The organism is Allocellulophaga tsushimaensis (assembly GCF_055383085.1).
Genome location: NZ_AP039451.1, coordinates 605537 through 627683, shown reverse-complemented (window position 1 = coordinate 627683; position 22147 = coordinate 605537). Strand labels below are relative to the sequence as shown.

At 32.9% G+C, this 22147-nt stretch carries 23 protein-coding genes; 6 read left to right on the top strand and 17 right to left on the bottom strand.

The window, feature by feature from the left end; all coding sequences use genetic code 11:
• The first annotated feature begins 22 nt into the window (after positions 1 to 22).
• Together ACZ451_RS02745 and ACZ451_RS02740 are read left to right on the top strand one after the other, a co-directional pair.
• Positions 23 to 535, top strand: coding sequence for a hypothetical protein (locus tag ACZ451_RS02745; protein WP_464215557.1), 513 nt, complete (start codon positions 23 to 25; stop codon positions 533 to 535).
• A gap of 88 nt (positions 536 to 623) precedes the next feature.
• Positions 624 to 1352 (top strand): hypothetical protein, encoded by a 729-nt coding sequence (locus ACZ451_RS02740; RefSeq protein WP_464215556.1) that lies wholly within the window; start codon positions 624 to 626, stop codon positions 1350 to 1352.
• A gap of 432 nt (positions 1353 to 1784) precedes the next feature.
• Here ACZ451_RS02740 and ACZ451_RS02735 read toward each other — a convergent pair whose 3' ends face one another.
• The 9 genes from ACZ451_RS02735 to ACZ451_RS02695 form a co-directional block, all read right to left on the bottom strand.
• Positions 1785 to 2630 (bottom strand): hypothetical protein, encoded by an 846-nt coding sequence (locus tag ACZ451_RS02735; RefSeq protein WP_464215555.1) that lies wholly within the window; start codon positions 2628 to 2630, stop codon positions 1785 to 1787.
• A gap of 122 nt (positions 2631 to 2752) precedes the next feature.
• A complete protein-coding gene (locus ACZ451_RS02730) occupies positions 2753 to 3424 on the bottom strand; it encodes a hypothetical protein (protein WP_464215554.1) in 672 nt (223 codons plus the stop codon).
• A gap of 122 nt (positions 3425 to 3546) precedes the next feature.
• Positions 3547 to 4449 carry a glycoside hydrolase family 16 protein gene (locus tag ACZ451_RS02725; RefSeq protein WP_464215553.1) on the bottom strand — a complete coding sequence of 301 codons (903 nt, stop codon included), beginning with the start codon at positions 4447 to 4449 and terminating at the stop codon, positions 3547 to 3549.
• A gap of 153 nt (positions 4450 to 4602) precedes the next feature.
• Positions 4603 to 6423, bottom strand: a complete 1821-nt coding sequence (locus tag ACZ451_RS02720; RefSeq protein ID WP_464215552.1) for an arylsulfatase — start codon at positions 6421 to 6423, stop codon at positions 4603 to 4605.
• 35 nt (positions 6424 to 6458) lie between these two features.
• Positions 6459 to 7490 (bottom strand): Gfo/Idh/MocA family protein, encoded by a 1032-nt coding sequence (locus ACZ451_RS02715; protein ID WP_464215551.1) that lies wholly within the window; start codon positions 7488 to 7490, stop codon positions 6459 to 6461.
• 2 nt (positions 7491 to 7492) lie between these two features.
• A complete protein-coding gene (locus tag ACZ451_RS02710) occupies positions 7493 to 8761 on the bottom strand; it encodes an MFS transporter (RefSeq protein ID WP_464215550.1) in 1269 nt (422 codons plus the stop codon).
• Positions 8758 to 10140 (bottom strand): four-carbon acid sugar kinase family protein, encoded by a 1383-nt coding sequence (locus ACZ451_RS02705; protein ID WP_464215549.1) that lies wholly within the window; start codon positions 10138 to 10140, stop codon positions 8758 to 8760. Before ACZ451_RS02705 ends, ACZ451_RS02710 begins: the two co-directional genes overlap by 4 nt.
• Positions 10140 to 10775 carry a cyclase family protein gene (locus ACZ451_RS02700; RefSeq protein ID WP_464215548.1) on the bottom strand — a complete coding sequence of 212 codons (636 nt, stop codon included), beginning with the start codon at positions 10773 to 10775 and terminating at the stop codon, positions 10140 to 10142. The genes ACZ451_RS02705 and ACZ451_RS02700 overlap by 1 nt, the downstream gene beginning before the upstream one ends.
• A gap of 7 nt (positions 10776 to 10782) precedes the next feature.
• Complete coding sequence (locus ACZ451_RS02695) at positions 10783 to 11862, bottom strand: tartrate dehydrogenase (RefSeq protein WP_464215547.1); 1080 nt, start codon at positions 11860 to 11862, stop codon at positions 10783 to 10785.
• Positions 11863 to 12013: 151 nt separating this feature from the next.
• On the opposite strand from ACZ451_RS02695, the gene ACZ451_RS02690 reads away from it, so the two are divergent.
• The 3 genes from ACZ451_RS02690 to ACZ451_RS02680 all read left to right on the top strand — a co-directional run bounded on the left by ACZ451_RS02690 (position 12014) and on the right by ACZ451_RS02680 (position 13654).
• A complete protein-coding gene (locus ACZ451_RS02690; protein ID WP_464215546.1) occupies positions 12014 to 13039 on the top strand; it encodes a LacI family DNA-binding transcriptional regulator in 1026 nt (341 codons plus the stop codon).
• Positions 13040 to 13137: 98 nt separating this feature from the next.
• Positions 13138 to 13368 carry a type II toxin-antitoxin system ParD family antitoxin gene (locus ACZ451_RS02685; protein ID WP_464215545.1) on the top strand — a complete coding sequence of 77 codons (231 nt, stop codon included), beginning with the start codon at positions 13138 to 13140 and terminating at the stop codon, positions 13366 to 13368.
• Complete coding sequence (locus ACZ451_RS02680; protein WP_464215544.1) at positions 13361 to 13654, top strand: type II toxin-antitoxin system RelE/ParE family toxin; 294 nt, start codon at positions 13361 to 13363, stop codon at positions 13652 to 13654. The genes ACZ451_RS02685 and ACZ451_RS02680 overlap by 8 nt, the downstream gene beginning before the upstream one ends.
• Positions 13655 to 13722: 68 nt before the next feature.
• Here ACZ451_RS02680 and ACZ451_RS02675 read toward each other — a convergent pair whose 3' ends face one another.
• Both ACZ451_RS02675 and ACZ451_RS02670 read right to left on the bottom strand, forming a co-directional pair.
• Positions 13723 to 14169: a LexA family protein gene (locus ACZ451_RS02675; RefSeq protein WP_464215543.1), complete on the bottom strand. Its 447-nt coding sequence runs from the start codon at positions 14167 to 14169 to the stop codon at positions 13723 to 13725.
• The gene (locus ACZ451_RS02670; RefSeq protein ID WP_464215542.1) at positions 14169 to 15425 is read right to left on the bottom strand and encodes a Y-family DNA polymerase; all 1257 of its coding nucleotides are present in this window, start codon (positions 15423 to 15425) and stop codon (positions 14169 to 14171) included. The genes ACZ451_RS02675 and ACZ451_RS02670 overlap by 1 nt, the downstream gene beginning before the upstream one ends.
• A gap of 742 nt (positions 15426 to 16167) precedes the next feature.
• On the opposite strand from ACZ451_RS02670, the gene ACZ451_RS02665 reads away from it, so the two are divergent.
• Positions 16168 to 16572, top strand: a complete 405-nt coding sequence (locus tag ACZ451_RS02665; RefSeq protein WP_464215541.1) for a hypothetical protein — start codon at positions 16168 to 16170, stop codon at positions 16570 to 16572.
• Between the two features lie 78 nt (positions 16573 to 16650).
• Here ACZ451_RS02665 and treF read toward each other — a convergent pair whose 3' ends face one another.
• The 6 genes from treF to ACZ451_RS02635 form a co-directional block, all read right to left on the bottom strand.
• Entirely contained in the window at positions 16651 to 18246 is a 1596-nt protein-coding gene (treF, locus tag ACZ451_RS02660; protein ID WP_464215540.1) for an alpha,alpha-trehalase TreF, read from the bottom strand.
• Between the two features lie 112 nt (positions 18247 to 18358).
• Positions 18359 to 19537 (bottom strand): acyl-CoA dehydrogenase family protein, encoded by a 1179-nt coding sequence (locus ACZ451_RS02655; RefSeq protein WP_464215539.1) that lies wholly within the window; start codon positions 19535 to 19537, stop codon positions 18359 to 18361.
• A 57-nt stretch (positions 19538 to 19594) separates the two neighbouring features.
• Positions 19595 to 20275 carry a tRNA1(Val) (adenine(37)-N6)-methyltransferase gene (locus ACZ451_RS02650; protein WP_464215538.1) on the bottom strand — a complete coding sequence of 227 codons (681 nt, stop codon included), beginning with the start codon at positions 20273 to 20275 and terminating at the stop codon, positions 19595 to 19597.
• Between the two features lie 109 nt (positions 20276 to 20384).
• Positions 20385 to 20735, bottom strand: coding sequence for a four helix bundle protein (locus ACZ451_RS02645; RefSeq protein WP_464215537.1), 351 nt, complete (start codon positions 20733 to 20735; stop codon positions 20385 to 20387).
• An 83-nt stretch (positions 20736 to 20818) separates the two neighbouring features.
• The gene (rimM, locus tag ACZ451_RS02640) at positions 20819 to 21346 is read right to left on the bottom strand and encodes a ribosome maturation factor RimM (protein WP_464215536.1); all 528 of its coding nucleotides are present in this window, start codon (positions 21344 to 21346) and stop codon (positions 20819 to 20821) included.
• 11 nt (positions 21347 to 21357) lie between these two features.
• The gene (locus ACZ451_RS02635; RefSeq protein ID WP_464215535.1) at positions 21358 to 21960 is read right to left on the bottom strand and encodes a 30S ribosomal protein S16; all 603 of its coding nucleotides are present in this window, start codon (positions 21958 to 21960) and stop codon (positions 21358 to 21360) included.
• Positions 21961 to 22147 lie beyond the last annotated feature (187 nt).

Sequence of the window (22147 nt, the reverse complement as noted above, 5' to 3'; positions counted from 1 at the left end):
TTATATTTTTTAAAGATAGAATATGCAAAGAGTAGTACTGCTGTTGTTATTTTTTATTGGAGTAGGTTGTGGTAGTAAAGAATATCCAAATGTGCCTTTAGAAAATTTAGATGAAGAGCTTAAAAAAAGAGGAGATCTTATTATTACAGATTTTATTGAATATGCAGCAGGCAATATGACTGTATCAGATTTGCTAGATCGGAATTATATAACACCATTGGTGCACAGAAGTTTTATGCCCGATGGTCTGTATTATATGGCTCCAATATTTGTAACTGCAGAATTTAAAAAAATCCATTCTTTTGAATTAGTAAAAGTTTTAGACAAAGGATTGTTATTTACATTTATATATCAATTGAAAACAGAACTTAGAAAGCAAGAATATGTTGAGTTCGCTATAGATATTAATAAAGAGAATTATGGTTTAGCAAAAATCTATCTATTTGTAAAAAATAATGGAATGTATAGTTTAGATAAAGAATATATTAATTTATTTTCGGATGATTTAAAAGCGATTCAAAAAGTCGATTTTTAATATGCACTTTATCTAGTATAACCCTCTAACAATACTAAAAAGTATAGCGCTGGCGTTATTTAACCAAATAACCTATAAAACCAGACCTATGATTGTTTTTGGACATAACAATTTCAAGATAAAAAGTTTTTCTACCAGAGATTTGGGTATTCCTCAAAACCCAGGAGAACAAGGGTTAGAATTTCAAGTGCGTCAACGTTATTTCCATTTATTTTGGATTCCTTTTTTTCCAATAGGGAAAGTATATGTGGTAAAAAAAGAAGGCGATCCAAATATGTACGAAATGCCTAATGATATTAAGCATGTTATACAAACACGTTTACCTGTTAAAACGCCATGGTATAGTTATTCTTTGTTGCTTATCGCCGCTGTTGTTGGGATGTTTATTTTTGCAAAAGATAAATTAAGAGATATTGAATGGGAGAATAGGTATTATGAAAAGCAAGCCATAAATCAAATGATGGTAAAATACCCAACTACTGGCGATTATTATAAGTTTAAAGCAAAAGAGTGTTCGGATACAGGCTACAGTAGTTCTAGTGTGATCTTAAAAGTAAATTCTTATGATGAAGATACTATAGAATTTACAAATGCATACATCGATTTGATGGATGAAGATCAATACTCATATTCCATAGATACTGAAATAACAAAAAAAAATAATTACATCTACAATTCTTTTAAAGTAAAAAAAGCAGATTTGTTGAAGCTTTTTCAAAAAGACTATCGCTCTTATGGTAACGATCCTAAAATTCAGGATTTAGACTGGTGTTTTACCTTTAGTGATATGAAACGCGAGACCTTAGTTGCCCAATAATCATAGTAGAACTTACTCCATTAATATGGATAGAATATTTAAATCAAATTTTCAAGCCTAAAAAGTTTCTGAAGATAGGAGTGACTTAATTTAAATATATATTAAGATTGTATGGTTAGGTAGAGATTTCCTTTCTGTTATTGTTTTTAGTTACTATACTTCTTTTGAATGAAAATACAGACTACGGGTTTGTAATAGTTATTTTAATTACAGGAGTTTTTAGCTGATTCTTTGGTAAAAAATGGAATGTAAATTCAAATAGTTACACCCTTTTTGAGATTCAAATGTAGTATTGGATATTTTTTCTTTTTGATATCGTTATTCTTTTTCAGAATTCAGTACTATTTTGAGTTATTAGTACTTTAATTTTTATGATATGTATTGTGATTCCATTATAAAGTAAAATAAGGAACAAAACGCATTAGTGAAGTCTCACTTTCTAAAATCAAAATGTTCTTGGCAAGCAGCAAAAATTTCTTTTTTGATATTATAGTTAAAATCACTTTTAATTTTGTCTATAGGTTTTTCACTCAAAAAACCACCTTCTCTATAATTTATTTGATCACTATTCGTTGCGGTACTTGAAAAACTGAGAATAGGCTTTTCTGTAGTTAAATCGTAAGCAATTGTTTTTGAAAAAAATATACCTGAGGTAAAATTCTTAGCATTTTCTAAACTTGGTTCTACAATTTTATAACCTTGAATGATAAATGCATATTTTAAATCTAAAAATTCTTGTAACTCTTCTACACTTAAATTGGCACAAGAAGTTTCCATTTTATCTAAATCGCAATCATATAATGCACTATATGATTCTGTAAAATTATCTTCTGCATATTTATTGCCTTCAATAGGTAAAAAAACGATTTTTTCTACTTTTGATTTTTTATTTGAAGGTCTTTTTTTATTTTTTTGTTGCTTCTGTTTTTGTATATCAGCAATATAGCTTTTTACATCTTTGCTATTTGTACCTCTTAAGGTAAAATTAGGGTAGTTTATTGGGGTTAGCGCTATATCAGATAGATAAAAAGTAGAATCGGTATTTACACCAGAAAAATTAGTAGTAGAATCTTTTAGTTTTTGAAATAGTTTTATTTTGTGTAGAATAGTTTCTTTGTGCTCTTTAAGAAATGCTATTTTATTTGATTTAAGGTTAGATTTACTTGCCTCATAATCTTGCTGCATTTTTTTATATTTTTCTTCATCTAATTGTGGGTTTTTATCAATACAACTGCAGAGTAAAATAAGACTACATAGTAAAAGTGGTAGGTACTTCATGGTTTGGTTTTTTGGTATTGTAGTAAACTAACTTACATAAGGTAATTTATAAACGAAGTATCCTCAGAAATATTTTAATACTAAATGGAAATTGAATAGCGATAGTAGGTAAGAACTAATTACTATTCTTTTGTAATGACAAAAGTAGCTTTAGAACCGGTAGAAAGGTTCCATTGGTCTGCGTAGATAAGTACTCCTTTATCATCATAAACATGAATTTGAGCCGTGTTTGGGCTAGAAGACCCTTCATTTAAAGCTTCAAATTCTACTCTATTAAAGCCTTTTACCAAATCTACATTAATACCTTTAAAACCTCCTGTTAAAAATAAATTTGATTCCACCTCTTTGCCGTTCACATGAATTCGGATTCTATCTCCATCTACGTATTCATGATCTCTACAGACAACGCCAACAAATTTCCCATTGTATTTAATATCACCAAGGTAGGTATCACCAAAAAATGAACCAGAACTTTTATCAGCTTTTAGACCAATTTTTGGATCTAATTTTAAATCATGACCTGCTTGCACTAAATTGCGTTGCGGTAACATATGAATTTGCTTTTTTGTAAGTCTCGCCTTTAAATTATCATCTGGCTTTTCTCCAATAAGATTTGGAAGATTTAGTGATAATTTTTTATTCTCTTCTTTTGGTTTAAGAATAAGATTTTTATTGATCTCTGCTTTTTTTTCGTTCCCTTCTATTTTTATGGTCTTAGTTTCAGGAATATCCTTTTGAGCATGCCCAAAGTAGCATGCTGAAATGAATAAAATTAAAAAAACTAAAATTCTCATAATTGGTTTATAGCTAATCACTTAGTCGTAAAATTACAAATACCTTGCCAATTTTGTTAAAAAATCCTGTTAAAATCGATGTAATTAGTACTTTACTATCTTAATAGCTGAAAAGTTATGTATTACCTCTTGTAAACTCTTACCCAATCTACAAGCATTTCAGAAGTATCTACAAAATCAGTTGGATTAGCACCTGTAAAAAATACGCCTCCTACTGCTAGATTTAATACTACTTGTTGTTTTTTTCCAAAAAGAGATGCGATATAATTTTTATCATCTGCATCATAGGTATGTAATGTAGTACCATCAAATTTTATCACTAGATTTTGTTCGGACCAAATGAGTTCGTACTCATGAAAATCAGCTGTAATATCTGTAGCAATACGATGTATAACTTCTGTATCTTCTCCACGGGTTAGTGGCATGTTTGCTTCTGTACCAAAGAAAATATTAGATTGAAAGGTATTCGGTTGGTTGCCTCTGGCTTCTACAATATCTATTTCTCCATTTGTTGGCCATGGGTCTGAGTAAGACCAAAAAGCAGGCCACATGCCATTGCCAGAAGGCAATTTAATTCTTGAAATAATTCTGTATTCAGTTTCTCCATCTTCGTTAGAAGGTCCAAATTGTTCTTTTGTTTCTATTCTTCCTGAGACATACTCAAAATCTTTACTGGTGGTGTCAAAAGGATTGGTAGCTCCAGTAACCATCATACGCTCTGCTTTTATGGTGAGCATACTATTTGTTATTGTGGCTTGCTCATCTCGGTATAGTTGTATTTCATTATTAAAAGCACCACCTCTCCAAATATTCCACTTTTCAAAAGTAGCATCAAATTCTTCTTCAAAAACTAAATTCCATTCTTCTGTACTAACAGGATCCGGCATTGGTTCCGGATCTGGCATTGAATCGGGTGGAGTACTTTCTGGTTCAGGAGTAGTAATAATATCTACACTTGGACTAGAACAAGCTATAAATAATACAATGTTTAATAATGCAAAAAATATAATTTTAGTGTTTTTCATAATGTTTGGTTTTCAATAAAAAATATCATTAAAATGAAGTTCAATATCGATAAAACCTATCTAAAAAAAGAACACAAATGATGCTAATTAAATCAATTTTGTTGCATGCATTAGCTATTATTTTATATAACCTTACTTATAAAGACTTTAAAACTATTCTACTAACTCAATTTGGGTAAAATACACTGGAAAGGCTTCGTTGTTAGTAGTAATAAAATTACTTTTAAATTGATAACTACCTTTTTCTAATTTCCCTTCTATTTCAACATAAGGACTGTCTGCATTTGCTTTTACCTCAAATATTTTATCATTAAAAGCAACAGTGCCACCATTAATTTCTAAACCATTTCCTTTAGGAAAACCATCAACATTTGGTTTTGATGCAATTTCTGGTACAGTTTCATTAATTTTAAATCCAGTTTCAAATGGATAACGACTTAGCCTAAATTTATACGTGCCTTCTTTTACAATTTTTATGCTATAAAAACCTTTAGGATTCATTTTTCCTTCTCTAACCTGAAATTGTTGCCATGGCACATTAGCATCCTCTGTGGTATGTAGATCATGAATGGTAATTAATACTGGATTGTGATCTGTAAGGCCTACAGGTATTTCAGCATATCTAAAATCGTTTTCTATTTCTGACCACCATTTGTCATAAAATTGAGTCATTTTTTCTGCTACTTCAGGGTGTTGCGCTGCAATATCATTTTTTTGACCTGGGTCTTCCTCAGTATTGTATAATTCATTGCCATTAACCAAGCGCCATTTAGTAGACATTACACTACTATTTCTTCCTTTTTCGGGTAATTGATTTCTTTGTGTATCTACCACTAACATTCTGTCTAATGCTGTATTATTTGTTAATACATCAGAAATATTTGTCCCATCTAATGGTTTTTTATTTTCATATGTAATTCCTGTTAATTTTGCTAATGTTGGTAGTACATCTACATGAGCAGCAAGCTCATTACTACTTGTTTTTTTCAAGATATCTCCATTAGGCCAACTCATTAAAAAAGGAACTTTGTGCCCACCATCATAGTGACTTCCTTTGGTGCCTCTTAAACCAGCATTATAACCAAGCGTTTCTCCATCTTTATAACCAATTCCGTAGGCTGTACCATTATCTGAGCTAAAAATTATAATTGTATCATCATATAAATTAGCTTCTTTTAAATAGGCAATAAGTTTTCCAAAATTATCATCAATATTAGTAGCCATACCATAAAAGCGTTTCTGATCTTCTCCTAAGTTTGCATCAGCATACATAGCTCTATATTTTTCTGGAACATTAAATGGCCAGTGCGCAGCATTGGGCGCTAGATATAGAAAAAAGGGATCTTCTTTTTCTTTTTTAATATAATTGATAGCTTCATCAAACCATACATCTGTACAATATCCTGAAAATTTTTCTGGTTTACCATTTCTTAAATAGGTATCATCAAAATAATCATTGTTCCAATAATCTGGTGTTTGCATTACACCACCACCACCAAAAGTTAAGGTCTCTTTAAAACCACGATCTTGTGGTCTAAAAGGATAATTATCTCCTAAATGCCACTTTCCAAACATTGCAGTTTGGTAACCATTGTTAGAAAATACATCTGCAATTGTTTCTTCGTCCTCCAATAAAATAGAACATCCAGCAATAGTATGCCATGCATTATTTCTATTGGCGTTTCTACCAGTTAAAAGTCCCGCTCTACTTGGGGCGCATGTAGTTCCTACGTGAAAATTAGTAAGTTCAAAATTTTCTTTGGCAAATGCATCTATGTTTGGAGTTTTCATTATAGTGTTTCCATGATGTCCCATATCACCATAACCTAAATCATCAGTAAAAACAATAATTACATTAGGCTTTTTTTTAGTTTCTTCTGGAGTTGTTTTAGGCGTTTCTTTACAAGAGAAACTAATTAGTGTTAGCGTTAATACTATGAGTTTAATACTATTATTTTTAAAAAGGTTAATCATTTGAGGTGCTTTAATTTAAAATGGATTTAAAGGTATTATTTTTTTATTGTAATTGGAACTCCTTTTTTGCTAGATTCATAAACAGCATCTTGTATAATGATATTATCTAAATATCCAACAACATCTGTTTCAAAATCTTTGTTGTTTCTCAAGCAATCAATAAAATGTTCTTGGGTATTAAAAACACAATCACCTGCAAAATTAATAGCTTCATAGGGGTATTGATGTGTTTTCTCTTCTTCGCCTAAAAGTTGTATGGTTATTTTACCATCATCATAAAGACGAATACTTCCTTTATTACCATCAATTAATACAGTGCCAAAGGTTAGCCTAGGATCTTCAAAAGTATTTTCATTATATCGGTTAGCATCTAGAAAGCCTAGTGTACCGTTTTCAAATTGAAAATGAACCCATGCAAAGTCCTCTCCTTTAATGTTTGAATTTAAGGTTTGTAATTTTGCATATACTTCATTGATATCGCCCATTAAGTATCTAAAAACATCAATAAAATGCACTCCAGTTTCGTAGATAAGAAGCTGAGGCATCTCCCTAAAATAGGGCTGCCGGTTCATATAAGCATCTTTTTGCCAGCCATCTCCCATTCGCATCCGTAGGTTAATACTATGAATTTTATCTCCAATAATTCCTTTGTTTAATAGTTTTTTAGTTTCGCGATGCCATGGTTGAAATCTAAAATTCTCATGCACCATCATACGAACATTCGAATGTTGAACGGCTTTTGCTAATGCCTTGGATTCCTTATAAGTTGGTGCTAAAGGTTTTTGGCAGATAATAGCAACACCATGTTTTATGGCTATTTGGCAAAAATCAGTATGTGTTTCTGGAGGTGTTATAATGTCTACAAAATCTGGCTGTTCTTTTACCAGCATTTCTTCAAAATTACCATATGCTGTTTTTATATTAAACTGATCGCAAATGGCTTGTGCTTTTTCTAAACGCCTGCTAGAAACAGCTATAATTTCTACATTTTCTAGTCTATTCCAAGCTTCGTATTGAAATTGACTAAAATATCCTGTGCCTACTGCTACTCCTCTTAATTTTTTCATACTTAATACTCAGAAAAATGTTTGTGGGGTTTCATTTGATACCAAAGTCCTATTGCGATGATATTTAGTATGGCTCCAACAATAAAAAATAAATTGGTATCTCCAGACCAATCTAATAAATAAGGGAAAATTAAGGCGGTAATAAACGATCCTAAATTTCCAGCCATATTCATTGTACCAGATACCGCTCCTGAATGCTCCTTACCAATATCTGCACAAAAAGACCATGATGGTGGTAGCGTCATATCTGCTCCAAAAATGGCAATGCTTAAAAATACGATTGCGCCAATGGCACTATCCATATAAATACTTCCAATAAGCCCAATGGCAGCTAAAGCAAAGCCCATAGATGCAGGTAATACACGAGATTTAGCCCAGTTTCCTTTTATAAAGATGCTATCACTTAAAGCGCCAGAAAACCAATTGCCAAAAGCACCAAAAACTAACGGAATTGCAGTATAAAAACCAGCTTCAAGAGTGTCTAAGCCATATTCTTTTTTTATGTGCGGGAATAACCATGTTAAAGCAAAGAAAAAAGTAAAATTACTACAGAAATATTGCCCCATAGCAAACCACATATTTTTAGATTTTAATAAGGTGTTGAAACTGATTTTTTCTTTAGCAACATCGGTTTCCTTTTCCTGTCTATGCGCTAAAATAAAATCTTTTTCTGCATTAGACAATCCATTATGGTCTTCTGGTTTATCTCTAAAAAGTAAAAACCAAATTAGTGCCCAAAGGACACCAATACCTCCCATAATTAAGAATGAGATACGCCATCCAAAACCATCAATAAGCCAAACCACAAGTGGTAGTGCAAAAGCAGCTCCTAATCTGGATCCAGAAAAATTAATGCCGGTAACAATACCGCGTTCTTTTAGTGGAATCCAATTGTAAACAGCACGCGTCATTCCGGGAAACGCACCAGCTTCTCCCGCACCAAATAGAAAACGTACAATTAGGAGTGAAATAAAATTCCATGCATATCCTGTTAGTGCAGTGAATACAGACCAAATAGTAACAATGCTAGCTAATACTTTCCTTGGACCTAAGCGATCTGCAAGCATTCCTGAAGGTGTTTGAAAAAAGGCATAGCCTAATGCAAATATGGACAATACCCAGCCCATTTGCTTGTCGGTTAGCGCTAAGGCTTCCGCAATAGGTTCTTTAGCAACTGAAATGCAAACACGATCTATATAAAGTAATAATGCTAACAAGAAAGTTCCCATGACCATAAAATATCGTTTTGGGAAATATGTTTTTTTATTCATTCCATTTTTTTAATTACGTTAAATAAATCTGTTTCACTACCTACATTTCCAGGAAATACAATATAGGGTATGCCAGGAAATTTCGCATCTTTTCCTAATTGCCAAACGGGTACTCCTTTTATAATTTGGCCCAATACTTTTGTGCGAACAATATTTAATGCTTTTACAGCAATATCACTAGAAGTAATACCACCTTTTGCAACAATATATTTTGGGGTATTTTGGAGGTTTTTTACAATAGCGATTAAACTTTTAGAAACTTCGTTTACAATTGCTAAGCTTTCTTCTTTTGTGTTTCCTGTAATAACATTTCGTGCCGTATAAAGAACTACACTTTCGTTATTTGCGATATGTGCATCTATCTTTTCAGCGTATTTAATGATTTCATTTTCTTTTGAGGTGCTTTTGATGATCTTTTCTACATCAATTTCTATAAAAATAGCATTAATATGTTCTTTAAGATAAAGGAGTTGTTTGGTTGTTTTTGGAACATAAGATCCAATAACAACGAGTCCGCCAGTATTATTTTGTTTACTAATGAGTGCTTCTTTGGGTAGAAGAGATGCTATTTCTATTCCAGAAATGGCATTCACAAAAGATGCTGCAGTTCTATAAATGATGTTGCCCTTATAGCCTAGACTTGCTAAAGCTAGTTTTCCTAAATCTGAATAAGAGGTAGCATTTGCTATAAAATAAGTTGCCTCAGAATTTAGAGCGGCTAGAATAGCTGAGATACTATTTTTGCGAAGAAAATGGAGACTAAAACTGGTGACATTATTGGCGGCAATAGTGCCTCTGGATTTTTCTGCTATCCAGTTTTTAAGATTAGAGGTATGGTAACTAAAGGTATTGTCTTTGGCAAATGGCGTTTCTCCTACCGGAATAAAAGTACTCCCTTCTTTTGCATAATGGACATCTTTATAGGTGTATCTTCCACCCTCAAAAAATGCGGGAGCTAAAATATGTTTTGGTTTTTCCCAATCTAAACCTTTAGCAAGTGCATCAACTTCATTTGGGTAATGTCCTCTAAGGGTAGAATCTCCTCTGCTTACCACAATAAGTTTTTTATTATGCTTTTTTGTCGCTTGTTTTAACCGTTTTCCAATAAGTGTTCCAAGCGCATTTGCTTCTTCTGCTTGTAGACTTCTAGAATTGGTTAGTATAAAAAAAATAGTGCTTTGTGCAACCTCTTTTTCTATAGCTTCGGCTGTCCATTGTGTAATTACAGGAACATTATGTACGGTTTGTGTTCCTGTAGGGTCATCGTCTAAAATGATAATACAAATAGCATTCTCAGCAAGTTTTTTAGAAACTTCTTCCCCCAGAAAAGCATTTTTATTGCCTTCTTCAATAGTTGCTAAAATTTCTTTTTGTATCATTATTCTATTGCAATAACTCTAGCCGGAGCGCCATCACCATTTTCTACTTTTAGGGGCATCGCTATTAAAGTTACTTTTTCTTTAGACAGTTGTTCTAAATTGGTTAGTCCTTCTACTATAACAACATTATTTTCCATAAGTAACTCGTGAATTTCTGTTACTTCTACTATATTATTTACATCGGCAACAGAAGGTGGTTCTACGCCAAGGATATTAATGTTTTTAGTACCCATCCATATGGCAAGTTCTGCGCTAATTCTAGGTAGGTCATTTCTATAAGCATCTGTTCCTAGTTTTTTGCTCCAGCCAGTATGTAGTAATAAACTATCTCCAGACTTAACTTTATGGGCAATGGCTTTTAAATGCTGAACAGTAATAATTTCTTTTGGTTTAATATGCGTTAAATCTACAACCCATGCATCAGAAATAAATCTGTCTACTGGAATTTTATCTATAGTTTGCGTATTTACCTCAAAATGAAGAGGCGCATCCATATGTGTTCCACTATGAGAGTATAAGTGTAAAGTTGTAGCATTCCAACCATCTATTGCTTTTGTTTTAGCAGTTTCAATAGCAACACCACTTATACGCTCATTAATGGGTAAAGTTAAGTCAACATATTTTTTCTGAGTCATAGTTTAGTTAGGCTATAACTAATTTGTTATCTACTATAAATTCTACAACACTATCGGCAATATCAGATGTAGCAGCATTGCCTCCAAGATCTTTGGTTAAATTACCTTTTGCTGTTGTGTGCTGTATTCCTGCAATAATATCATTAGCAGCTTCTGTTTCTCCTAAATGCTCTAACATAATTGCAGCAGACCATATTTGTCCTATTGGGTTTGCAATGTTCTGACCAGCAATATCGGGTGCAGATCCGTGTATAGGCTCAAACATAGAAGGGAAATCGTGCTCAGGATTAATGTTTCCACTTCCTCCAAGACCAAGACTACCCATAATTGCGCCCCCTAAATCTGATAAGATATCACCAAATAAATTTGTGGTTAAAATAACATCAAAAATTTCTGGACGTAATACAAAACTTGCCGAAGCATTATCAATGTACATTTTGTTATATTCTACATCTGGGTATTGTGCTGCAACTTCTGCAATAACTTTATCCCAATAGGCAAGACTGTTTATTAAGGTGTTAGATTTTGTAACATTGGTTACTTTGCTTCTTCTTTTTCTAGCCAATTTAAAAGAGTAGTGTGCAATGCGTTCTACACCATATCTTGTAACAATACTAGTGTCTATTGCCATGCCGCCAGCGGTATCTGGGTGCATCGTTTTTCCACTTTGTACAAACTCTCCTTCGTTATTTTCTCTGATGACAACAAAATCAATATCTTCTTTTGTTTTATAACGTAAAGGGCTATCAATTCCATTAAATAATTTTACAGGACGGTAGTTTACATATTGTTGAAATTCTGTACGCACTTTAAAAGTATAATCTCTTGCAGGTAGTGTGTCGTCAATTTCTGGTAGGCCTACTGCTCCAAAAAAGATAGCGTCAAACTTTTTAAGGGTTTCTAAAGCGTCATCAGACATAAATTTTCCATGCGCTTTATAGTATCCGGCACCAAATGGAAAGGATTCTTTTTCTAATGTAATCCCATGTTTTTTTGTAACTGCATCTAATACTGCTACTCCTGCTGGTACTATTTCAGATCCAATACCATCACCATTTACTACGGCAATCTTATATGTTTTTCCCATAATATAAAATAATAATTCTTTGCGCAATTTTGCGCAAAACTGTAATTAATTCAATTTTTGTTTCAATAAGAACAAATATATCTAAATAAATGAGGATATAATTATAAAATATACGTTATTTTACGCAAAAATTTGCACATATTAATTTAAAATGAAAACACCAGGTGCTACATTAAAACAAATTGCAGACCTTTTAAATGTTTCTATATCAACTGTTTCTAGAGCGCTTTCTAAAAACCCTAGAATTAGTAAAGCAATGCAAGAAAAGGTTTTTGCTGTTGCAGAAGAAATTGGCTATGTGTCTCCTGGTATGGTACAAATAGAAATCAATAGGAGGAGTAAATTTATTGGTGTTATAGTTCCTAAAATAGAATATCACTTATATGCTATGGCAATTAGTGGGATTGAAAAAATAGCAGAGGCTGAGGGCATGCATATTATAGTCTGCCAGTCTAATGAATCACAAGAAAGAGAGCAAAGCATGGTGCGCGAATTAATAGATTTAGGTGTTGCAGGTGTTATCGTCTCTTTGGCGAGTGAAACTAAAAATTTTAGTCATTATGATGCATTAAAACGCAAAAATATTCCTTTGGTATTTTTTAATAGAGAGTGTGATGATATTGAAACCGATAAGGTTACTATTGATAATTATAAGGCTGCTTATGATGCTACGGAACACATGATTGCTATAGGCTGTAAAAAAATTGCATATTTAGGCGGAACAGAAACACTCCAAATTAATAATGCTAGAGCTAAAGGTTATAAAGCTGCGTTAAAAAAGAATGGTATAAAAATTAATGATACCCTTTTGGTATATAGTAGGTTTAAAAGAGAAAGTACGCTTAGTGCAGCACGTAAACTGCTATATGCGCCAGATTATCCTGATGGGATTTTAGCTTTTAGCGATCAAATTGCTATCTCTGTAATGTTGGCGGCTAAAGAGCGTGGTATTGCTATTCCAGAAAATCTATCCTTAGTTGGTTTTAATAATGAGCCTATTGCAGATTTGCTAGTACCTTCACTTACTAGTGTAGATCAACCTGGCTATACTATGGGAGAAGAATCTGCTAAACTGATTTTAAAACAAATAAAAAATTACGCTGCTCCTTATGAGAAAAAAGTGCTAAAATCTTTCCTGATTATACGAAATTCTACGAATAGGAATAAGGAGAGTTAGAGTGCTTTTATCTTAGTTCGTAAAGCTTGTTTAATTAAATCATAGAAAATACTATATGTTTATATTTGCTATATATGGATATTTTATTATATTTGATTATGAATATTAGTTTTACAAAAGAACAAGAAGAATACATCTCTAAGCAAGTTTCTACAGGAGAATATCAAAATAATAGTGAGTTGATACGCGATGCTTTAAGACTTCATAGTATTTACAGAGATAAAGTAATTAAAGATTTAAGAAAAGAGATAGAGGATGGTTGGAGCGCTCCTGACAGTAGTAGAACCATGCAAGAGATAATTGATTCGAAGAAAAAAGATAATGCATAAATTTGTATTATCCAAGAAAGCAGATGCTGATATTGAAGAATTATATGATGATGGAGTTCGCAAGTTTGGAGAAATTCAGGCTATAAAATATTTAGAAGAACTTAATTTAATATTTATTTTCCTTTCTAAAAATCCAAAAGCAGGAAAAACAAGAAATGAAATTAAATTAAAATTACTTAGTTTTCCATATGCATCGCACATTATATTTTATAGAATATTTAAAACACATATCAGAATTATCAGAATTCTATATGGAGGAAGAGATTTAATAAAATTTTTAAAATAAAAGTTCAATAGATTTATGGATTACGAATAGCTATATTCAATAGCTTCTTTCTAAAAAAACGCATAATACTAAACCGCTTTTATCACATAAGTAACAATACCCCAAATGATTAAATTATTTTCTTCGGTAATTTTAATGGGTTGGTATGTACTGTTTTCTGGCATTAGATATAGCCCGTTTTTTTCAATTTTTAAGCGTTTTACCGTAAACTCTCCGTCAATAAAACAAACCGCTATTTTATTATGTAGGGGTTCTAAACTTCTATCAATGACCAACAAATCGCCATCATCTAAGCCAGCATTAATCATAGATTTGCCTTCTACTCTTGCATAGAATGTAGCTTCTTTATTTTTTATTAATGTTTTGTCTAAGCTAATACGTGTTTCTTTAAAATCTTCGGCAGGAGAAGGAAAACCAGCAGAAATTCCGTTTTCTATAATAGGAATACCACTTCCTTTTTTCTGAAGAGGCGTAAAAAAGTGCAAAGGCGCTGTAGTTGATTTTTTTTTCACCATTATTTTACGATAATAATATCATTAATATTAGTGGTGTACTTTGGTGAAAGATGTTCTTGCCGCATTTTCCAGGTACGTTCTAAATCTTGGTTTGCTATTTTAATTTTATCGCCATTGGCAATATTAAATGTGTCAATAGCTTTCATCAGTTTTTTGTGCTTTGGATTTTCGCGCCTAAATAAATCTAATTGTTTTGTACTTGTAGGACTTAATCCAGTTACTATAACACCAGCTCTTTTGTATTTAACTTCTTCTTTATAGATGGCTTCAACTGCTTTTATCGCATAGCTGCTTATCGTAATGCTAGAATCGCTAGCATAAGGTAGTGTAATGTTTATACTGCTTCTCTCTTGAGTATCATTTTTTCGGTGTCTATCACTTCGTAAAAAAACCATAATAATATTGCAGCTACTCTGTTGTGCACGTAGTTTCTCTGCGCAACTATTTGCAAAAGTGGCAATACGTTCTTTAATATTTTCGATATCAGAATAGGTAGACTCAAAACTGCGAGTGGTAGCAATGGCTTTTCGGTCTTTAGAGTCGTCATCTAAGTCTAAAGTTGGCTCTCCTTCTAAATCTTTTTTTAAGCGTAAGCCTATAATACCCATTTGTTTTTTGACCCATGCATCAGAAAGTTGTGTAAAATCATAAGCAGTTTTTACATTCCTAGTTTGTAGGCGTTTAAAATTACCGCTTCCTATTCCCCAAACACTTTCAATTGTACTCCATTTTAAAGCTTTAATTCTACTTTCGTCAGAATTAATGACAAAAACACCGTTTGTTTTGTCTTTAAATTTACGAGCAATCTTATTAGCTACTTTAGCAAGTGCTTTTGTGGGTGCAATACCTATACTAACGGGAATTCCAGTAGATTTTTCTATTGTATAGCGTATTTCTTTTCCATACGTATTAAAATCATAGCGATCAAAACCATTAAATTTAAGAAAAGCTTCATCTATACTATATACTTCTATGTCTGGCGTAAAAGAGCTTAAAATACGCATTACTCTATTGCTCATATCTCCATATAATGGGTAATTAGAAGAGAAAATATGAATCTTGTTTTCTTGGCAAAATTGCTTGTATTTAAATGCAGGAGCTCCCATAGGTAAACCTAATGCCTTGGCTTCGTCACTTCTCGATATAAAACAACCATCATTATTAGATAAAATGGCAATAGGCTTATTATTGAGTTGCGGTTGAAATACCCGTTCACAAGAAGCATAAAAATTATTACAATCTACAAGTGCAAACATAAAATTAAAAATACTGATTTTTTATTGTTTGTAATTGATTGGGGAAGAAGTAAATTAAAAAAAGGTTTTATCAGATGATAAAACCCCTTTTTGAGAACACTATATGAAAATGAAAAACTAACTAACTCTTTATTTATATGTTAAAGGTATATGTAATTACTGCTTTACAGAAACAATTGATGTGAACTGTACAGATGTTGTTGTGAAAGCCTATACTTCTGTATTTGGAGTAATATGTTTTTTTATTTTCAGCTTACTTATTGAAAAGAAAGGGAATTATATCTTTAAATTAAAAAAGGTTTTATCAGATGATAAAACCCCTTTTTGAGAACACTATATGAAAATGAAAAACTAACTAACTCTTTATTTATATGTTAAAGGTATGTGTAATTACTACTTTACAGAAACAATTGATGTGAACTGTACAGATGTTGTTGTGAAAGCTTATACTTCTGTATTTGGAGTAAAATATTTCTTTACTTACAGCTAATTCGTTGAAAATGGAAGTTATAATATCCTTTAAATTAAAAAAGGTTTTATCAGATGATAAAACCCCTTTTTGAGAACACTATATGAAAATGAAAAACTAACTAACTCTTTATTTATATTTTAAAGGTATGTGTAATTACTGCTTTACAGAAACAATTGATGTGAACTGCTTAAATCTTGTTGCGAAATGGTATACTTTTGAAAAAATAGAGTGTATTAATATCATAAAACCTCTAAATTTTCGTTTCAATAGATGAGAACTAATACTTTTGAAATTATGAAACCCCTACTTATTTTATTTTTAACAGCAATACTATCAGTATCATGTTCAAGTAATGGAGATTTCCAGGTAGATGATAGATTAGAAGGTACTTGGGTACTTAATAATGTAGTTTGTTTTTGTTTTTTTGACGAAAGTACAGATTTTAGCTTACATCAATTAGTATTTGATGGAAATACGGTAACCGTTACCAATGCGGGAGAGCCATTTTTTTTAATTGATGGTTCAGGTTCTTATACCTTAGAAGATGAAGTTTTAACGCTGGAAAATGGAGAAGATTTCACGTACCAAGTAACTGATACTACTTTAATTTTAAATAGTATTGATGATCCTAGATTAGCTGATGCAGGAATTACATTGAGTTATACCCGTCTATAGGAGATTCTTTAAGTTGCTTCCCTACACGCTTACGCATTAGTAATTTCTGTACTAATTGAATTTAAATTTTAATAGCTACTATTTGCTGGTTTCTCTGGCTTTTAGTGCTAGGTATACACCATTGCTCCATCCAAATCCGTCTTGTACAGGATATTCGCCTCCACCAGCTTTTAAGGTCATGTCTTCTACATTGTATTTTTCTACAAATTTTCCAGTATTAGCATACACCTTTTCATTAATGTTGATCCATCTTTCTGAAATGGTTTTTGCTAGCTGGTGATGCCCATAATTTTCAAGACCTATAATAGTCATCCATTGCAACGGTGCCCAGCCATTAGGGGCATCCCATTGCTGACCTGTATCATAAGTCGTAGTAACAACTCCACCCGCTTTTAAGAAATTCTCTTCTATATATGTTGCCACCTTATCTGCTTGCTCTTGGCTCACCATTTTAAAAAATAAGGGGTATACAGTAGCCAAAGATTTTACACCAGTTTGCTTTTGCTGTACCCAATTATAATCTTCAAAAACGCCAGCAGTAGTATTAAAGGAATAACGATTTAAAAAATCCTGTCTAGCAGCCATGCTAGATTTTAATGCAGTGACGAAATTGGTATCTTCTTTATAGCATTGTATTAAAATTTCTTCTAGGCCATATAGTAATGCATTTAAATCTACAGGGATGATATTGGTTGTTTCAATGGTCTCAATGGTATTGCCATCTGCAAACCATCTAGAACTATAATCCCAACCAGATTCTGCTCCAGCTCTAAGGTCGCGATACATTTTTTTTCCGCCTTCTACTTTTTGTACTTGCTCATAATCTTCCTTGTAGGATTCTTGTCTGGGAGTATCACCTTTATCATAATAGCGGTTCATAATACCCGATGTGGTTGCAACACAATGTTCTGCAGGCTTGTTTATAGTTGCATTTCCATTCATCCAAAATTCATATTCTTTTCGTAGTGCATCTTTATATTTGTCATAGGCAGCATCTCCATGGTGCTTTGCAAATAGTTTTACCATTTGAGAAAAGAATGGTGGTTGCGAACGGGTAATATAGTAGCTTCTATTTCCATTTGGGATATGGCCTACAGCATTAATAATATGTGCAAAATTATCGAGCATATCTTCAATAACTTTAAATTCACCACTTTCTGCTAAGCCTAGCATGGTAAAATAGCTGTCCCAATAATAAACCTCTCGGAACCTGCCACCAGGAACAATATAAGGTTTAGGCATAGGAATAAGTGTGCTCCCTTCCTGAGCACTATCAGATTTTCTTTTTAAAACGGACCATAAAGCATTTACATGGTCAGTGGCAGATTTGTTAGGGTCAGATTTAAAATCAGAAGAGATAGAAGATGGGGTTTCAAAATTAGCAGCTACAAAAGTATTAAGGTTAAAATCTGCTTTATCTTTCTCTTTTCTGTACTTGGCTTTAATGTCTTCGTATGGATATTTTGCAATACAATCTACAAAAGTTTTACTGTCTGGGAATACACCTTGCAATTGCACATCAACAAAGAGTTCACCTAATAAAGCATCAGGTGTTTTTAGTGGAGCACTTTCAGTCTTTTTTTTAGTTGTCTCTCCTATATCAGATGTATTTGTTTTGTTGTCCGTTTTACATCCAATAAAAAAGATTGTAGAAAGTAGAAAAATATATTTCATGTTAGGTATCGCTTAGAAATCGTATTTAAAAATATGCTTTTTTACTCGATCATCGAGATTTATATGCACTGAAACCTGCTTGAGTTCTTCTGCATACTTGTTCAGAATATAGCTATTTAAAAGCAGGAAAACCGGTAATATCAGCACCTGTAATTAGCAAGTGAATATCATGAGTACCTTCATAAGTGATAACACTTTCTAGATTCATCATATGACGCATAATACTATATTCGCCAGTAATACCCATTCCGCCTAAAACTTGTCTGGCCTCACGCGCAATTTTTATGGCCATTTCTACATTGTTGCGCTTTGCCATAGAAATCTGAGCTGTAGTTGCTTTCCCTTCGTTTTTTAATTGTCCTAGTCGTAATGCTAATAGTTGTGCTTTGGTGATTTCTGTAATCATCTCAGCTAATTTTTTTTGCTGTAATTGTGTTGCAGCAATAGGTTTTCCAAATTGTATGCGTTCTTTGGCGTACCGCAATGCAGTATCATAACAGTCCATAGCAGCACCAATAGCACCCCAAGCAATGCCGTATCTAGCGGAGTCTAAACAACCTAATGGCGCGCCTAAGCCAGTTTTATTAGGAAGTAGATTTTCTTTGGGAACTTTTACATTATCAAAAATTAACTCTCCTGTAGCAGAGGCTCGTAAGGACCACTTGTTATGTGTTTCTGGTGTAGAAAAACCTTCCATGCCACGCTCTACAATAAGGCCATGAATTCTACCTTCTTCATTTTTTGCCCATACAATAGCAATATCACAAAATGGGGAATTTGAAATCCAAAGTTTAGCGCCATTTAAAAGATAATGATCTCCCATATCTTTATATTTGGTTTCCATACCACTTGGGTTAGAACCATGGTTAGGTTCTGTTAAGCCAAAGGAACCCATAAATTCGCCTGAGGCTAATTTGGGTAAATATTTTTTACGCTGTTCTTCTGTTCCGTAGGCATATATTGGGTACATTACTAAAGAAGATTGTACGGAAGCAGTTGAGCGTACGCCACTATCACCACGTTCTATTTCTTGCATAATAAGTCCGTAACTAATTTGGTCTAAGCCTGCACCGCCATATTCTGTTGGAATATAAGGGCCAAAAGCACCTATTTCTGCTAATCCTGCTATAATTTGCTTTGGAAATTCTGCTTTTTGAGCATACTCTTCTATAATAGGAGAGATATCGCGTTTTACCCATTGGCGGGCTGCATCACGAACTAATTTGTGTTCTTCAGAGAGTAAATCATCTAGATTATAGTAGTCAGGAGCTTCAAATAAATCAGGGCGCATATTATACTGTTTTTCTCAAAGGTAGCTAAAGATATAAAGGAATGCAATAGGGTAAATTTACATTTTTAAGTAAAAATCTTTAGTGAGGGATATATAATCTTCTGTATAATGATGTCTTTTGGTTTCTATAATCAGTTCGTTTGTTTCTATTTGCGAAGCATCAAAACAAAAGGCTAGTAAGCTTCTTTTTACTTCGGCGTTTGCATTGCCTTTTACATGCGTAATGCGTTTAGGAAAAAGTTTGTACAGGGATGCTAGTTCAATAAACTGAGCTTCCTCTTTAAAGGGTATGATGGTTGAGAATACTCCTTTTGGAGATAATAATTTAGAAACCCCACTAATAAGCTCCTTAAAGGGTAGTGCTGCATTTTGCCGTGCTGTATCTCTTGCGCTATCTCCACTAGAAACCTCTTCAGAATAAAAAGGTGGATTAGATACGATGAGGTCATATAGTTCATCCGTGTCGACTTCTTCAGTAGCATATTCGGCTACAAACTCATCTAAGCCAGCATGGAAACAAAAAAGCCGATCTGCCCAGTCTGATGCTTCAAAATTTTCTACACATTGCTCATAGGCATTGTCATCAATTTCAATAGCTTCAATATGTTCCGCAGTACTCCGTTGTGCAAGCATTAACGCAATAAGTCCTGTGCCTGCTCCAATATCTAAAATAGAATATGGATTGTGTTCCACAGATGTCCAAGCGCCTAATAACACCCCATCGGTACCTATTTTCATGGCGCAACGATCTTGGTTAATGCTAAATTGTTTGAATTTGAAAAGACTCATGTTAAATTCCAATAGTTAAAAATTCTAAATACCAAAAAATAATTAATCATTCTTATAGTTAAGAACTTTTATTAATAATGGAGGAAAGTATTTTTCTTAGTTCTTCATTTTCGTTAATTAATATATCCAATTCAGGTTGGAGGGTTTGGTTTAACTCTTTTAGAAGTCTTAACCAATATTTAGATTCTTTAGCCTCTTTTCTTGAAATCTTAAGGCGATATAAAAAATCTTTATCTCCTAGTTTTTCATTAGCTTCAATATAATTTGCTCCTACAGATCCAGATGAACGAATTAATTGCTTTCCATCTTCAATATTAGATATCGTTTTAGGAAGGTCTTTAACTAATAATCTACAAGATTTGGCAAATTGAAAAGTGCGTTCTTCTAAGTCGTAAATTTTATTTATCATTTAGTTTTAAATGAAGTTGTTTTTACTCAAAGATAAGTAATAAGAGAAATTGGAATTTGGTATTTATTTTTTGGAATTTAGGATTACCTTAAATATAAATCAACCAAACCTTCTGGTGTAGTTACTTCAATAGTTTTATGGTCTCTATCTACTTTGGTGATAATTTCATCGTTAATAGGAATTAAAAGTTGTTTGTCTCCTTTTAATACTTCAAATAAGGCTTGGGAAGTGGAGTCGTTTACGCTTTCGATAAGACCAATATCTCCATGAATGCTGTCGATAACTTTAAAACCAATTACTTCGTGAAAATAAAATTTATTTCCAGTGAGTTTAGGGAGTAAAGTCAGTGGTAAATAGATTTCAGAACCCATAATCCTGTCAGCATCGTCTTCATTTGCAATTTCTTCGAACCGCACGCGAAGTAAAGAAGATTTATGGAGTTGTGATTTTTCAATAAAAAATGGAACCAGATTGTTTCCTAAAGAAACAAATACAGATTCCATTTTTTCGTATGTTTCGGGCTCATCGGTATCTAATTTTATAAGAACCTCACCCTTAAAGCTATATTTAGAAACAATTTTGCCTAGGCAGAAACAGTCTGACTTAAGCATATCGTTTTAAATTATTCTTTAGTTTCTGTGTCAGCAGCAGGAGCTTCTTCAGCTGGTGCTTCAGCTTCAACTACAGGAGCAGCAGCTACTTCGGTTGTAGCAGCCTCAACTGGTGCTTCTTCAGTAGCAGCTTCTGCCTCTGCAACTACCTCTTCTGGTAATGCAGCTGCAGCTGCGTCAGCAGCACGTTTATCGCTAATTGCTTTTTCATTCGCTAAAATTTTAGCTTTAGCCTCTGCTTTTTCTTTGTCTAAACCAGTTAATTTAGAATTTACTATCGCAGCTTTTTCCGCTAACCAAGTATTGAATTTTTCTTCAGCTTGCTCTTCTGTTAATGCACCTTTGCGTACACCACCTAATAAATGATGCTTTAAAAGAACACCTTTATAAGATAAAAGTCTTTTTGCTGTTTCTGTTGGTTGTGCACCGTTGTTTAACCATTGTACAGCACTATCAACATTAATTTCTACTTGTGCAGGGTTGGTATTAGGGTTGTAGATTCCTAATTTTTCTAAGAATTTACCATCTCTTTTAGCTCTTGCATCTGCTGCAACTACCCAATAGAAAGGTTTTCCTTTTTTTCCGTGTCTTTGTAATCTAATTTTTACTGGCATATCACATTAATTTGTAGGGTGCCCGACCCTTGATTATTAATTCTTTTTTATACGCTTATTCCTAAGCGGGTGCAAATATAAGTATAATTATGAATAATGCAATACTAAATAATTGAACTATTTGATACAGTTAATAACTCCTAAAAACTCTCTTTTTAAACCCGTGTTCTTTTAAGTATTTTTATAG

Coding starts and splice junctions, on each gene's coding strand:
- ACZ451_RS02705 (WP_464215549.1), bottom strand. CDS start 10,140: ATGATACAAAAAGAAATTTTAGCAACTATTGAAGAAGGCAATAAAAAT.
- ACZ451_RS02715 (WP_464215551.1), bottom strand. CDS start 7,490: ATGAAAAAATTAAGAGGAGTAGCAGTAGGCACAGGATATTTTAGTCAA.
- ACZ451_RS02675 (WP_464215543.1), bottom strand. CDS start 14,169: ATGGTGAAAAAAAAATCAACTACAGCGCCTTTGCACTTTTTTACGCCT.
- ACZ451_RS02720 (WP_464215552.1), bottom strand. CDS start 6,423: ATGATTAACCTTTTTAAAAATAATAGTATTAAACTCATAGTATTAACG.
- ACZ451_RS02740 (WP_464215556.1), top strand. CDS start 624: ATGATTGTTTTTGGACATAACAATTTCAAGATAAAAAGTTTTTCTACC.
- ACZ451_RS02735 (WP_464215555.1), bottom strand. CDS start 2,630: ATGAAGTACCTACCACTTTTACTATGTAGTCTTATTTTACTCTGCAGT.
- ACZ451_RS02635 (WP_464215535.1), bottom strand. CDS start 21,960: ATGCCAGTAAAAATTAGATTACAAAGACACGGAAAAAAAGGAAAACCT.
- ACZ451_RS02665 (WP_464215541.1), top strand. CDS start 16,168: ATGAGAACTAATACTTTTGAAATTATGAAACCCCTACTTATTTTATTT.
- ACZ451_RS02655 (WP_464215539.1), bottom strand. CDS start 19,537: ATGCGCCCTGATTTATTTGAAGCTCCTGACTACTATAATCTAGATGAT.
- ACZ451_RS02695 (WP_464215547.1), bottom strand. CDS start 11,862: ATGGGAAAAACATATAAGATTGCCGTAGTAAATGGTGATGGTATTGGA.
- ACZ451_RS02650 (WP_464215538.1), bottom strand. CDS start 20,275: ATGAAAATAGGTACCGATGGGGTGTTATTAGGCGCTTGGACATCTGTG.
- ACZ451_RS02670 (WP_464215542.1), bottom strand. CDS start 15,425: ATGTTTGCACTTGTAGATTGTAATAATTTTTATGCTTCTTGTGAACGG.
- ACZ451_RS02725 (WP_464215553.1), bottom strand. CDS start 4,449: ATGAAAAACACTAAAATTATATTTTTTGCATTATTAAACATTGTATTA.
- ACZ451_RS02710 (WP_464215550.1), bottom strand. CDS start 8,761: ATGAATAAAAAAACATATTTCCCAAAACGATATTTTATGGTCATGGGA.
- ACZ451_RS02645 (WP_464215537.1), bottom strand. CDS start 20,735: ATGATAAATAAAATTTACGACTTAGAAGAACGCACTTTTCAATTTGCC.
- ACZ451_RS02700 (WP_464215548.1), bottom strand. CDS start 10,775: ATGACTCAGAAAAAATATGTTGACTTAACTTTACCCATTAATGAGCGT.
- rimM (WP_464215536.1), bottom strand. CDS start 21,346: ATGCTTAAGTCAGACTGTTTCTGCCTAGGCAAAATTGTTTCTAAATAT.
- ACZ451_RS02690 (WP_464215546.1), top strand. CDS start 12,014: ATGAAAACACCAGGTGCTACATTAAAACAAATTGCAGACCTTTTAAAT.
- treF (WP_464215540.1), bottom strand. CDS start 18,246: ATGAAATATATTTTTCTACTTTCTACAATCTTTTTTATTGGATGTAAA.
- ACZ451_RS02685 (WP_464215545.1), top strand. CDS start 13,138: ATGAATATTAGTTTTACAAAAGAACAAGAAGAATACATCTCTAAGCAA.
- ACZ451_RS02730 (WP_464215554.1), bottom strand. CDS start 3,424: ATGAGAATTTTAGTTTTTTTAATTTTATTCATTTCAGCATGCTACTTT.
- ACZ451_RS02680 (WP_464215544.1), top strand. CDS start 13,361: ATGCATAAATTTGTATTATCCAAGAAAGCAGATGCTGATATTGAAGAA.
- ACZ451_RS02745 (WP_464215557.1), top strand. CDS start 23: ATGCAAAGAGTAGTACTGCTGTTGTTATTTTTTATTGGAGTAGGTTGT.